This is a genomic window from Thiomonas sp. FB-Cd (assembly GCF_000733775.1).
Classification (GTDB): domain Bacteria; phylum Pseudomonadota; class Gammaproteobacteria; order Burkholderiales; family Burkholderiaceae_C; genus Thiomonas_A.
The window spans coordinates 1749483-1761540 of the sequence record NZ_JPOE01000002.1 but is presented as its reverse complement, the minus strand read 5'-3'; the positions used below and the strand labels follow the sequence as shown (position 1 = coordinate 1761540).

The window sequence follows — 12058 nt, the reverse complement described above, 5'->3', positions numbered from 1 at the left end:
CTGGTGTTTGAAGGAAGTCAGCCACCAATTTAGCCTCACCGGAGCGCATTTGCACAGCACCACCTTGGGGTCGCCGGGGCAACCACTGGGCGGCAGGTCTGGTATACCGTCTCGTGCCATCGAAGGGGTGGCGCCTAAAATCGCGGATTTGCCACGGTTTGATCGCATTTGCCGCGCGAGCCAGCCCGGCCTCTTCCAGGTGCCTTGATGAACGTTTCCGACATCCGCGAGAAGTTTCTCGCCTACTTCGCGTCCCAGGGTCATGCCCGCGTGCCTTCGTCGCCTTTGGTGCCAGGCAACGATCCCACATTGCTGTTTACCAACTCGGGCATGGTCCAGTTCAAGGATGTGTTCCTCGGTCAGGACCGCCGTCCGTACACGCGCGCCACCACGGCGCAGCGTTGTGTGCGCGCCGGGGGCAAACACAACGATCTGGAGAACGTCGGCTACACGGCGCGTCACCACACCTTCTTTGAAATGCTGGGCAACTTCAGTTTCGGCGACTATTTCAAGCGTGACGCCATCCGTTATGCGTGGGAACTGCTGACCTCGGTGTACAAGCTGCCAGTCGACAAGCTGTGGGTCACCGTGTATCAGGAGGACGATGAGGCGTACGCCATCTGGGCCGGGGAGATGAAGGTCCCCCCCGAGCGCATCGTGCGCATTGGCGATAACAAGGGTGCAAGGTACGCATCCGACAATTTTTGGCAAATGGCCGATACGGGGCCTTGCGGGCCATGCAGTGAAATCTTCTATGACCATGGTCCCGACGTATGGGGCGGCCCCCCGGATCCCCTGAGGGCGACGGCGACCGCTATATCGAAATCTGGAACCTAGTGTTCATGCAGTTCGAGCGCAGCGTGGCCGAGGAACGCACCTTCCCCAGCGAGGTTGAAGCTCAGGCGGCGAAGGCGGAGATCGAGCGCAAGGGCGGCATTGCGCTTGTCGCACGCCAAGGGGACGTCTGGAAATGCACCACGTACGCGCAGAAACCATTGCCGCGGCCTTGCGTGGACACCGGCATGGGCCTGGAACGCATTGCGGCGGTGCTGCAACATGTGCACAGCAATTACGAGATTGATCTGTTCCAAAAGCTGATCAAGGCGGCCGCGCGCGAGACCGGTTGCGCAGACCTCGGTCATGCGTCGCTGAAAGTCATTGCCGACCACATTCGCGCGTGCGCATTTCTCATCGTGGATGGTGTGATCCCGGGCAACGAGGGCCGTGGCTACGTGCTGCGCCGTATCGCCCGCCGCGCGCTGCGCCATGGCTACAAGCTGGGCCAACACCAACCCTTCTTTCACAAGCTGGTGCCCGATCTCGTTGCGGAGATGGGAGCTGCCTATCCCGAACTGGCGCAGGCCTCGAGGCGTATCCGGGAGGTCATCGAGGCTGAGGAGAAGCGGTTCGTTGAAACGCTGGAGAATGGCATGCGCATCCTCGACGCGGAGCTGGAAACGCTGCGCGAGCACGCAGGCGCCACGCTCTCCGGCGAGGTGGCCTTCACGTTATACGACACCTACGGTTTTCCATTGGATCTCACCGCCGACGTGTGCCGTGAGCGCAGTGTTGCCGTGGACGAGGCTGGATTCGATGCGGCGATGGACCGTCAGCGCGAACAGGCGCGAGCTGCGGGCAAGTTCAAGATGGCGGGCAATCTTGACTACAGCGGTCAGGCCACGCGTTTTGAGGGCTATGCGCACTTTCAGCTGGACACCTGCAAGATCCTCGCGCTTTACGTGGGGGGCATCTCGGTGCCGCACATGGAGACGGGCCAGGCCGGTGTCGTTGTCCTGGACCGCACGCCGTTTTACGCGGAGTCTGGCGGTCAGGTTGGCGATAGCGGGGTTCTCTTCGAGGGCGACGACTGCGGGCTGCATTTCAGCGTGAATGACACGCAGAAGATCCAGAATGACGTGTTTGGCCACCATGGTGTGGTTGACTCGGGACGCCTGAGGGTTGGCGAGAGCGTTGCCGCACGCGTTGACATCGAGCGCCGGCTGGCGACAATGCGCAATCACAGCGCCACGCACCTGCTCCACAAGGCGCTGCGTCTCGTGCTCGGCGAGCACGTGCAGCAAAAGGGTTCCTTGGTGGATGCTGAGAAGACCCGGTTCGACTTTGCTCATGACGCGCCAATCTCCGTCGACGAGATCGAGCGGATCGAACGCTGGGTGAATGCGCAGATCCTGCTCAATACCGCAACCGAGGCGCGCGTGCTTTCAATCGAGGACGCCAAGCAGACGGGTGCGATGATGTTGTTTGGCGAGAAATATGGTGACGAAGTCCGCGTACTCGACATCGGAGAAAGCCGTGAGCTTTGCGGCGGCACGCACGTGGCGCGTACCGGTGATATCGGTTGCCTGCGCATCGTCTCGCAAGGCGCGGTGGCAGCGGGCGTGCGGCGGGTGGAAGCCACCACCGGCTTGAATGCACTGGTCCTGGCGCAGCGGCAGAGCGCTGAACTGGGCGCCCTGGCCGCACTGCTCAAGACACCCGAGAACGAATTGGACAAGCGTGCAGCACAATTGCTTGAACAACTGCGCGGGATGGAAAAGGAGTTGGCTGCGCTCAAGGCCCATCAGGCGGCAGCGCGCGGCGTGGAATTGGTCGCACAGGCCCAGGAGATGGGTGGGGCCAAGCTCCTGGTGGCGCGCCTGGATGGTGCCGATGCGAGTGCGTTGCGTAGCGTGGTCGACCAGCTCAAGAGCAAGCTCAAATCGGCCGTCATCCTGCTGGTGAGTGTGGACGGCGACAAGGTGCAACTCGCCGCTGGCGTGACGCCAGACCTCACCGCTCGCATCAAGGCTGGGGAGTTGGTGAATATCGCCGCGCAGGCGGTGGGCGGCAAGGGAGGTGGCCGGCCGGATTTCGCCATGGCGGGAGGCACTCAGCCTCAGGCGACCGATGCTGCGCTAGCCGCCGGGCGCGACTTCGTCACGCAGCGCTTGATTGCGCAGTCGGCCTAAGCCATGGATAGCTTGCAGACCCGCCACATTGTGCTTGGTGTAAGCGGTGGCGTTGCCGCCTACAAGGCGTGTGAACTGACCCGCCTGCTGGTCAAGGCGGGGTATACCACCCAAGTCGTGATGACTGCGGCGGCAACGCGTTTTGTCGGGCCTGCGACGCTCCAGGCGCTTTCGGGCCGGCCGGTAGCAACCGACCAGTGGCAACCGCTTGCGGCCAATGGGATGGACCACATCGAGCTTGTGCGTGCCGCAGATGCTCTGGTTGTTGCCCCCGCCAGTGCGGATTGCATAGGCAAGGCCGCGAACGGCTTGGGCGACGATCTGCTTTCGACGCTTCTGCTTGCCCGTGACACCATCCCCACCCTGCTTGCGCCAGCGATGAACCGGGCGATGTGGGCCAACGCGTCGGTGCAGCGCAACGTCCAGCGCCTTCGCATGGATGGTGTGGGAATCGCTGGGCCCGCCAGCGGGGAGCAGGCTTGTGGCGAGGTTGGCGAAGGCCGGATGCTCGAGCCCGAGAGCATCCTGCTCGAAATTGAGGCACTATTCCAACCCAAGCGGCTCGCTGGGCGGCGCGTGTTGATCACCGCCGGTCCCACGTTCGAACCTTGGGACGCAGTGCGTGGCCTGACGAACCGATCCAGTGGCAAGATGGGTTGGGCGTTGGCACGCGCAGCTTGGGAGCAGGGCGCAGAGGTCACCCTGGTGGCCGGTCCCACGGCGCAGGCAACTCCCTATGGGGTGAGCACCATCGAGGTGGAAACAGCGCGGGAGATGCGCGATGCAGTCCAAGCAGAGCTGAAGGGTGTGGATGTGTTCATTGCCGCCGCCGCCGTCGCTGACTGGCGACCCGCGCGCGTTGAGGCTGGCAAGCTCAAGAAGCAAGGCGATGCCCGACCACCAGTACTCGAACTCGACCCGAACCCTGACATCCTTGCCGAAGTCGCCGCCCAACCCGAGGCGCCGTTCTGCGTGGGCTTCGCCGCCGAAGCGGATGACCTCATCGCCAACGCGCAGGCCAAGCGTGTGCGCAAGGGTGTGCCGCTGTTGGTGGGCAACCTTGGCCCGCAGACCTTCGGCCGCGACGATAACGCCTGTGTTTTGATCGATGCGCAAGGAGTGCTCGAGCTGCCGCGTGGCGCCAAACTCGACCTGGCGCGGCGCATTTTGGTCGAAATCGTATCCCGCATGCCATCCCAGCAATCATGAACCTGCCTATTGAGATTCTTGTGCTCGACCCCAGGCTGCGTGAGCAACTGCCTGCCTATGCCACGCCGGGCGCAGCGGGTATGGATCTGCGAGCATGCATCGACGAGCCGCTTGTGCTGGCGCCCGGTCAAGCCGAACTGATCAGTACGGGCCTGTCCATCCACGTTGCGGACAGCGGTCATGCTGCGATGATTCTGCCGCGTTCGGGGCTTGGCCATAAGCACGGGATCGTCCTGGGCAATCTCGTTGGCCTCATCGACTCGGACTACCAGGGCCCGCTGATGGTGAGCTGCTGGAACCGTGGCTTGCAGCACTACACGGTTCAGCCCTTTGAGCGCATCGCGCAATTGGTGATTGTTCCGGTGGTCCAGGCGCAATGGCGGGTCGTCGAGGCCTTCACGCCAAGCGCGCGAGGCGAAGGTGGATTTGGTTCCACCGGCCGAACGTAGCGGGGCCGCAGGATGGCGCGCAGGCTCAGCCGGGCGATTGCCGCACGCTTTGACACAATGCGTGATTACCCAGTATTGCGCCCCTTTGCCGCGCACATGAGTCACCCCGCGCTGTGGAGCCTGCATCGGCGCAGCGTGGCCCTTGGTGTTGCTGTGGGTCTTTTTGCCGGTCTCATTCCGGGGCCGTTGCAGATGTTGGGGGCTGGCGTTCTGGCGGTGACGCTGCGATGCAACTTTCCGATTGCTCTCGTCACCACCTTGTATTCGAATCCGCTGACGATCGTGCCGCTGTACCTGGTTGCCTATCATTTGGGCAGCTGGGTCACGGGCGTCAATGGGCGGGACAGGCTCGCTGCTGTGCCGCAGTTGGACTGGACTCACCTCGGCGCGTCAATAAAGGCGCTTGTGCATTGGTCCATGGGACTGGGTGAGCCGCTGCTCGTTGGATTGCCGATCCTGGCTCTGGTGCTGGCCGTTCTGGGGTATGTGTTGGTGCGGCTTGGTTGGAGCTGTTCCATTCGCCGGCAATGGCAGCGCCGGTGCGCTGCACGTGCGGGTTTGAATGGCACCTGACAGGCCCGGGTCCCGGCATGGCCAAGCCCGGGCCAAGAGCTCGGGGCCAAGCGTGCGGACGCGTCGAATTCAGCAAGAGACAATGTCCCGCGCACGCCCCATGCTGCGGCCGCAATTTTTAATCAATCCCGAGGACCGATGCTGTGGTCGCGCGGCGGGCTTCGCGCCGCAGATCGTCACGCCCGCGGGCGGGCGCAACGTGGCTTGGCTCTTGGCGCCAGTGCCGCTGGATGGGCAAGGCACTCCGCTCTGCCGCTTTTGGCCAAGCATTGGTGTCCTTGCGGCTCCGTGCCAGTTTCGACTCCCGGTTCAGGCGTGCATCCGCAGCATGTATGCACCTCGGTTGTCGGCTCTGGCGAGCTGGCGATGTGCGAGACAGCGCACAGCGCTGTGTCTGTCCTGGTCACGCTCGGCCCACGCCAGAAAGGGCCTAAGCGCTGCCGCGCGGTGTGCCCGTGAAAAACATCCCGCTGTCCACATCATCCAGATGTGCGCTTTGCGCCTCGCGCTCGTCTGGGTCCGGCTCGCGGATATCCAAAATCGTGTAGCGAACCCGCAGAGCCATCCCGGCTAAGGGATGGTTACCGTCGAGGATGACCTTGTTGTCGGCGATGTCGGTGACCGTAAAAAGGGTCCCAGGCGCGGCCGACGCGCAACCGGCGGGCAGCTGTTCAAACTGCAGCCCGGGTTCGAGCACATCGGGAAAGAGGCGACGCTCCTCCACACGCAGAAGCTCCGGGTCATAGTCGCCAAAGGCGTCGTGGGGTTCGATCTGCAGCTGCCCGCTTTCGCCCACGCGCTTGCCCAGAAGGTCCTGTGTAATGACCGGCAGGAGGTCGGCACCGCCGACGTAGAAATCCGTGCCTTCCTCATCATCGGCAATGGGTTCGTCTTGTGCGTCAGTGAGGTGCCAGGACAGCGTCACGACGGTATCGGGTGTGGCTTGCATAGGAGAGACATCGCAATGGACGGAATGAAAATGGCGGCACGCGCGGACTGCAGCGCGACGCAGCGCCTGCGTGCAGTTGGAAGCTTAGCGCCTCAGGCATGCGAAGCTAGACTTCATTGCAGTGCGCGGGCATGCAATGCGTGCGCGGCGCTTGCGCAACCACTGGAACGGACACGTCGCGTTGCAAGTGCCGAAGCGGCCGCGACATGGCCTGCCGATGCGCGTAAATTCTCACCCGCACAATGCATCCTGCTCCATTTGCCATCAAGACCCTATGAGACGATCTTCAGAGAAGGCGGCCTGGCCCCTGCAAGGCATCAGCCACGCGCATTTCCTGCAACGCCATTGGCAGCGCCGGCCGCTCCTGCTGCGTCAGGCAATCCCGGGATTCCAACCCTTGCTGACGCGCGCCGAGCTGTTCGCATTGGCGGGCGAGGATGATGCGGAGTCTCGCCTCGTGCAGCGTCAGGCCGGCCGCTGGATGCTCAGGCATGGCCCCTTCGCCCAGCGCTCGCTTCCCGCTCTGCGCAAGTGCGATTGGACGCTGCTCTTGCAAGGCGCCAATCTTCTGCACGACGGCGTAGCGGCGTTCCTGGAGCGCTTTCGCTTTCTCCCCGATGCGCGATTGGACGACGTGATGATTTCCTGGGCGAGCGACGGCGGCGGGGTGGGACCTCATGTCGATGCTTATGACGTGTTTCTGGTCCAGGCCGAGGGGCAGCGGCGATGGCGCATCGGACCGGTCAAAGTGCCCCATTTCGAGCCCGAGCAGCCGTTGAGGATTCTCACGAATTTCGAGCCTGACGCCGAATTCGTGCTCGACCCCGGCGATGTGCTCTACCTGCCGCCCGGCTGGGGCCACGACGGTGTCGCCGTCGGCGCGTGCATGACCTATTCCGTTGGCTTCCGTGCCCCGCCGCAGGGCGAGCTTTTGCAGCAGTTGCTGTGGAAATTGGCCGAGGACCTTGCGCCTGGTGAGCGTTACAGCGACCGCGGTCGCGTTGATACCGCCGTGGCTGGGCACCCGGCGAAGTTGCCACAGGACTTGGTGCACTTCCTCCAAGCAGCTTTCTCGCGCCTGAACCCCGCATCTCGGGACTTCGAAGCTGCCTTGGGTGAACTGCTCACGGAGCCCAAACAGCAGGTGTGGTTCGAGGCGGCATCGCGCAAGCGTGCCCAGTTGCTGAAAGCCTGCGCCGCTGCAGGCCTGCGCTTGGATCGGCGAAGCCGGATGCTGTACACATCCAGGGACGTGATGATCAACGGCGAGCGCGTCGCGCCGGGGCTTGCGCGCTCCAGATTGCTGCGCCGGCTCGCCGACCGGCATGCCATTGGGGCCGATGACTGGAAGGCCGCGCGTCCCGAAGAAATCCAAGCCTTGCTGCAGTGGTGCGTGCAGGGCTGGGCTCATCCAGATCGCGAAGGAGATTGGTCGTGAACACGCGTGCAGGGGAGGCCGAGGCGGTGGATTTGCAGGTGCAGGGGCGAGTGGCTTGGCGGCACGCTATTCGGAGTTTGCTGGCCCAGCCACGCGGTTCAATTCGCATGTATAGCCCCGACTATGCGGATTGGGGGTTGGGAGCCCCGGACGTCATTGCGGGCTTGGACGCTTGGGCCATAGGGCGCAGCCAGACCAGTGTGCGCATGCTGGGCCAGCGGTTTGAAGGCCTGCAGCGCGATGATCCGCGGTTTGTCCAGTGGCGCATACGCTTTGCCCATGTCATTGCGTGTCATGCCTTGCCCGAGGAATGTGGTGGCCTGCAAGAATGTTTGTTGCTGCCCGAGATAGGGTTGCTGGTCATCCCCAGCGAGAAATCACGGCTAGCCATCTACTGTTCGGGTGCGCGCCTCCACGCCGCGGTTCACGCGTTTGATCAGTCTTGGGAGCATTCGACGCCGATGTTTCCAGCGCATACACTCGGATTGTGAACAATTTGCAACACTGATCGCGTAGTTATGTCGAGCCCCCGGGGAAAACCCGGGCTGGCGCTATACTTCTGTACTGAACTTTGCATGGCCGCTGAGGCATGAGGGTTCGTGATTGAAAAACTTCCCGGAATCGCCCGATTTCCATTGCCCGTTTGATTTGTCTGACGCTTTGAGGATACAAATGAAAAAGTCCCTTCTGTTGGCTTCCATGATCGCTGCCCTGGCCCTGGCTGCCTGCGGTAAGAAAGAAGAAGCAGCTCCTGCTGCCTCGGCCCCTGCTTCGGCCGCTGCGCCTGCTGCTGCTTCCGCCGCCGCTCCCGCTGCCGCTTCGGCCGCTGCTCCTGCGTCTGCACCTGCTGCTGCTTCGGCTCCCGCCAGCGCCGCCAGCAAGTAAGCATATCGAGGCGCGTTTCGCGCCGAGTATGTCAAAGCCAGCGCAAGCTGGCTTTTTTTATGCGCGATCGGGTGGCTACGAATATGCGCGGGCGCAATACCCGTGGTTTGGGGCTTGAGAGGGCAACATCAACGGCCTTTGCATTGGGGGCATGCAACTCCCGCGACCATGCTTGGCGCGTCGAGCGGCTAGTGTGGTCCAGTAAGGAGCATTCGCTCGGCAGGCACTGCCGAGTGCGAGCGACATGAGCCTCTTGCACGGCACGCTGCGGGAGTGTGTTCGCAGACGATCTCCAAAGCTGTGGGGAGTCGGCAAGTGTCGAGAAGGCCCGAACATGCTGAAGGCGTTTCGATATCGCTGGTACGAGGGCGGAACGCACACACGATGGATCCATCCATCACCGCGACGTCGATCCGGTGCGCGCCCTAGCGGCTCAACCGACGATTCGAATCCGATCGTCAGCCGCGTGTTCCCGTCGCAGCAATGTTCTGCTCGGAGGAGGCGAGGCCGCTTGAGGCCGGGGTGGAGGCGGGAAGGGCGCAAAAAAAGCCCGCTGCGTGACGGCGGGCTCTTTCATCGGCGATCAATGCCGCCTCAAGACCTTACTTGATCTTGGTTTCCTTATAGGAAACATGTTTGCGTGCCACCGGATCGAATTTCATGATTTCCATCTTATCCGGTTGAATCCGCTTGTTCTTCGTGGTGGTGTAGAAGTGGCCGGTCCCCGCAGTGGATTCCAGCTTGATTTTTTCACGTCCGCCTTTGGCCATGGTGTTTCGCTCCTGTGCTGTTCAGTGCTCAAACTTCGCCGCGGGCACGCAGGTCGACCAATACCGCGTCAATGCCGACCTTATCGATCAGGCGCAGACCGGCATTCGAGATGCGCAGACGTACGAAACGGTTCTCGCTTTCGACCCAGATTCTGCGGTATTGCAGGTTGGGCAGAAAACGACGCTTGGTTTTGTTGTTGGCGTGGGAAACGTTGTTGCCCACCATCGGCGCTTTGCCGGTTACTTGACAGACCCGTGCCATGGAGCACTCCACCTAGGTTTGATGAAAATGAACAAAACATTGTACAACGTTCGACGCATGCGTCATACACAGCAGCCCAGCACCGTACGTCATGCAAGCAAACAGTCTACGAGCGAAATGCGTTCGCGCAACGGTACACGCCCCCGCTAACCCCCTCCTGGCTTGCAGCCTAGGAAGGGGAATGCGCGGGGATTTTGTTCAAAACGGCATGGGTTCGAGTTGACGGGGGCAAGGTTGGCTGTGGATCTGTAGCCACCGCTGGCCTGGGCGTGGCAACGGAACTGCGCTCAGGCTGCCGCCCCACAGGCACCCGCTATCGAGGCATAGGGCGTTATCCGCCCAATGAAGGCCAAGCGTCGACCAGTGGCCGAAGGCGATCGGGACCCCTTGCGTTTGTCGACCGGGCACGCCAAACCAGGGGACCAGTCCTTGGGGCGCTCGATCCGCCTCTTTTTTACAGTGAAAGTCGATGCGCCCCCCATCGGCGCCATTCGTATCGATGAAGCGCAAGCGTGTGAGGGCGTTGACTGTGATTCGCCAGCGCTCGGGACCCTGCAGATGATCGTTCCAGCGGTCAGGATCGTTGCCGAACAAGTCCTGTAGGAAGGCCGGAAGATCAGCGCTGCGCAACTGTTCCTGGACTTCGGCTGCCAGTTGCAATGTCTTTTCGACGGTCCACTGTGGCAGTACACCTGCGTGGACCAACAGCCAGCCTTGTTCAAAAAGAGCGAGGGGGCGGTTTCGCACCCAGTCAAGAAGGGCTTCCCGATCGGTAGCCTGCAGGATCGGCTGGAGCGTGTCGCTGCGATGCATCTTGCGCACACCATGCGCGACCGCCAGAAGATGCAGGTCGTGGTTTCCAAGGAGGCATTGCGCCGCATCTCCCAGAGCCATCAGGCGTCGCAACGCCGTCAGCGAGTCTGGTCCGCGATTGACTGCATCACCAAGCACGATGAGCCGGTCATGGGCTGGATCGAAGGCGATCACGTCAAGCATGCGTGCGAAGGCTGCATCACAGCCTTGCAGGTCGCCAATCAAGTAAGTGGTCATGAGTTTCTAGAATAGCGCAGGACGCTCGCGGCGCTTCGGTTGCGACGCTCTTCATCCTGTCAATCAGATGGCGATCCGGTTTCTTCAGGACGCCTTCATCAAACCATCAAGGCTAGAAACCACCCCATGGCGCAACTTGACCCGACCTTGTTCAAGGCCTACGACATTCGCGGTGTTGTTGGGCGCAGCCTGACCGTCGCCGCTTGCGAGCACATCGGGCGAGCCTACGGCACCCTTGCTCGCGAGCGCGGTCAGACGTCCGTCAACATAAGCCGCGACGGGCGCCTGTCAGGCCCGGAGCTCGCTGAAGCATTGAGTGCGGGGCTTCGAGGGGCGGGCTTGAATGTCATTGACCTCGGCATGAACGCAACCCCGATGCTGTACTACGCCTGCGCTACCACCGGGGTACCCAACGGCATCCAGATCACTGGCAGCCACAATCCGCCGGATTACAACGGATTGAAGATGGTGCTGGGCGGCGATGCGCTTCACGGGCAGGACATCGAGCGCCTGCGTGAGCTGACGCAATCGGAGCATTACGCAAGCGGTGCCGGTAGTCAGCATCGTGCGAACGTAGTGGAGCCTTACTTGCAGCGTATCGTGCAAGACGTAAGGCTGGCGCGCCCGATGAAGGTGGTGGTGGATTGCGGCAACGGCGTATCGGGAGCGTTCGCGCCGCGTCTGTTGCGCATGCTGGGCTGTGACGTCGTCGAGCTATTTTGTGAGGTTGATGGTACCTTCCCCAACCATCACCCAGATCCCGCCGATCCTCACAATTTGCAGGATCTGCAGCGTGTATTGCGCGAGACTGACGCCGAAATTGGCTTGGCCTTTGATGGAGATGGCGACCGTCTGGGCGTGGTCACCAAGCACGGCCACGTCATCTGGCCAGACCGCCAGCTCATGCTGTACGCGGCCGACGTGCTGACGAGACACCCCGGCGCACCCATCATTTTCGATGTGAAATGCACCGCTAACCTCGGGCCATGGGTGCGCAGGCATGGAGGCGATCCAATGATGTGGCGCACCGGGCATTCGCTGATTAAGTCGCGCATGAAAGAAGTCGGTGCGCCCCTGGCCGGAGAGATGAGCGGGCACATCTTTTTCAAGGATCGTTGGTTCGGCTTTGATGACGCCCAATATGGCGCCGCTCGGTTGCTCGAACTCCTCTCCCGTGTGTCCGATTCAGAGGCACATCTACTGGCGCTGCCCGATTCGGTGTCCACTCCAGAGCTCAAAATTGAAACGCCCGAGGGTGCCAACTTTGCGTTGTGTGAGCGTTTGCAGCGTGAGGCGACTTTCCCCCGGGCCACGCAGATCTACACAATGGATGGTGTGCGCGCCGAGTATGCGGATGGATTTGGTCTGGCACGCCCATCGAACACGACGCCTTGCGTGGTGCTGCGGTTTGAAGGCACGAGCCTTCAAGCGTTGACGCGCATCCAGGGTGAGTTTCGCGCTGCGCTGCTTGCGCTCGACCCGGCACTGAAGCTGCCCTTTTAGC

11 protein-coding genes and 1 pseudogene are annotated in these 12058 nt (G+C 62.1%); 8 read left to right on the top strand and 4 right to left on the bottom strand.

Features of this window, described 5'->3' with window-relative positions; all coding sequences use genetic code 11:
- The first annotated feature begins 207 nt into the window (after positions 1-207).
- The 4 genes and pseudogenes from alaS (at position 208) to CD04_RS0108580 (ending at position 5200) form a co-directional block, all read left to right on the top strand.
- Positions 208-2969, top strand: a pseudogene (gene alaS, locus CD04_RS21615) (alanine--tRNA ligase).
- Between the two features lie 3 nt (positions 2970-2972).
- A complete protein-coding gene (gene coaBC, locus CD04_RS0108590; protein WP_031405907.1) occupies positions 2973-4178 on the top strand; it encodes a bifunctional phosphopantothenoylcysteine decarboxylase/phosphopantothenate--cysteine ligase CoaBC in 1206 nt (401 codons plus the stop codon).
- On the top strand, positions 4175-4627 hold the full coding sequence (gene dut / locus CD04_RS0108585; RefSeq protein WP_031405905.1) for a dUTP diphosphatase: 453 nt from the start codon (positions 4175-4177) through the stop codon (positions 4625-4627). Before coaBC ends, dut begins: the two co-directional genes overlap by 4 nt.
- A 57-nt stretch (positions 4628-4684) precedes the next feature.
- A complete protein-coding gene (locus CD04_RS0108580; protein ID WP_231480506.1) occupies positions 4685-5200 on the top strand; it encodes a DUF2062 domain-containing protein in 516 nt (171 codons plus the stop codon).
- A 430-nt stretch (positions 5201-5630) separates the two neighbouring features.
- Here the strand turns inward: CD04_RS0108580 and CD04_RS0108575 are convergent, their stop codons facing one another.
- Positions 5631-6149, bottom strand: a complete 519-nt coding sequence (locus tag CD04_RS0108575) for a peptidylprolyl isomerase (RefSeq protein WP_031405901.1) — start codon at positions 6147-6149, stop codon at positions 5631-5633.
- A gap of 274 nt (positions 6150-6423) precedes the next feature.
- On the opposite strand from CD04_RS0108575, the gene CD04_RS0108565 reads away from it, so the two are divergent.
- The 3 genes from CD04_RS0108565 to CD04_RS0108555 all read left to right on the top strand — a co-directional run bounded on the left by CD04_RS0108565 (position 6424) and on the right by CD04_RS0108555 (position 8472).
- Entirely contained in the window at positions 6424-7587 is a 1164-nt protein-coding gene (locus CD04_RS0108565; protein WP_031405899.1) for a cupin domain-containing protein, read from the top strand.
- A complete protein-coding gene (locus CD04_RS22550) occupies positions 7584-8078 on the top strand; it encodes a hypothetical protein (protein ID WP_031405897.1) in 495 nt (164 codons plus the stop codon). Before CD04_RS0108565 ends, CD04_RS22550 begins: the two co-directional genes overlap by 4 nt.
- A 181-nt stretch (positions 8079-8259) precedes the next feature.
- Positions 8260-8472, top strand: a complete 213-nt coding sequence (locus tag CD04_RS0108555) for a hypothetical protein (protein ID WP_031405895.1) — start codon at positions 8260-8262, stop codon at positions 8470-8472.
- A 602-nt stretch (positions 8473-9074) separates the two neighbouring features.
- Here the strand turns inward: CD04_RS0108555 and rpmG are convergent.
- The 3 genes from rpmG to CD04_RS0108540 all read right to left on the bottom strand — a co-directional run bounded on the left by rpmG (position 9075) and on the right by CD04_RS0108540 (position 10554).
- Entirely contained in the window at positions 9075-9242 is a 168-nt protein-coding gene (gene rpmG, locus CD04_RS0108550) for a 50S ribosomal protein L33 (protein ID WP_031405893.1), read from the bottom strand.
- Between the two features lie 28 nt (positions 9243-9270).
- Positions 9271-9504, bottom strand: coding sequence for a 50S ribosomal protein L28 (rpmB, locus tag CD04_RS0108545; protein WP_031405890.1), 234 nt, complete (start codon positions 9502-9504; stop codon positions 9271-9273).
- A 198-nt stretch (positions 9505-9702) separates the two neighbouring features.
- Positions 9703-10554: a symmetrical bis(5'-nucleosyl)-tetraphosphatase gene (locus tag CD04_RS0108540; protein ID WP_031405888.1), complete on the bottom strand. Its 852-nt coding sequence runs from the start codon at positions 10552-10554 to the stop codon at positions 9703-9705.
- Positions 10555-10680: 126 nt separating this feature from the next.
- Here CD04_RS0108540 and CD04_RS0108535 point away from each other — a divergent pair, with 126 nt between their 5' ends.
- On the top strand, positions 10681-12057 hold the full coding sequence (locus CD04_RS0108535; RefSeq protein ID WP_031405885.1) for a phosphomannomutase/phosphoglucomutase: 1377 nt from the start codon (positions 10681-10683) through the stop codon (positions 12055-12057).
- Position 12058: the final 1 nt, after the last annotated feature.

What these genes read in the sequence shown, in the direction of transcription:
- CD04_RS0108575 (WP_031405901.1), bottom strand. Translation starts at nt 6,149, where the DNA reads ATGCAAGCCACACCCGATACCGTCGTGACGCTGTCCTGGCACCTCACT.
- CD04_RS0108565 (WP_031405899.1), top strand. Translation starts at nt 6,424, where the DNA reads ATGAGACGATCTTCAGAGAAGGCGGCCTGGCCCCTGCAAGGCATCAGC.
- dut (WP_031405905.1), top strand. Translation starts at nt 4,175, where the DNA reads ATGAACCTGCCTATTGAGATTCTTGTGCTCGACCCCAGGCTGCGTGAG.
- coaBC (WP_031405907.1), top strand. Translation starts at nt 2,973, where the DNA reads ATGGATAGCTTGCAGACCCGCCACATTGTGCTTGGTGTAAGCGGTGGC.
- rpmG (WP_031405893.1), bottom strand. Translation starts at nt 9,242, where the DNA reads ATGGCCAAAGGCGGACGTGAAAAAATCAAGCTGGAATCCACTGCGGGG.
- CD04_RS0108540 (WP_031405888.1), bottom strand. Translation starts at nt 10,554, where the DNA reads ATGACCACTTACTTGATTGGCGACCTGCAAGGCTGTGATGCAGCCTTC.
- CD04_RS0108535 (WP_031405885.1), top strand. Translation starts at nt 10,681, where the DNA reads ATGGCGCAACTTGACCCGACCTTGTTCAAGGCCTACGACATTCGCGGT.
- rpmB (WP_031405890.1), bottom strand. Translation starts at nt 9,504, where the DNA reads ATGGCACGGGTCTGTCAAGTAACCGGCAAAGCGCCGATGGTGGGCAAC.
- CD04_RS0108580 (WP_231480506.1), top strand. Translation starts at nt 4,685, where the DNA reads ATGCGTGATTACCCAGTATTGCGCCCCTTTGCCGCGCACATGAGTCAC.
- CD04_RS0108555 (WP_031405895.1), top strand. Translation starts at nt 8,260, where the DNA reads ATGAAAAAGTCCCTTCTGTTGGCTTCCATGATCGCTGCCCTGGCCCTG.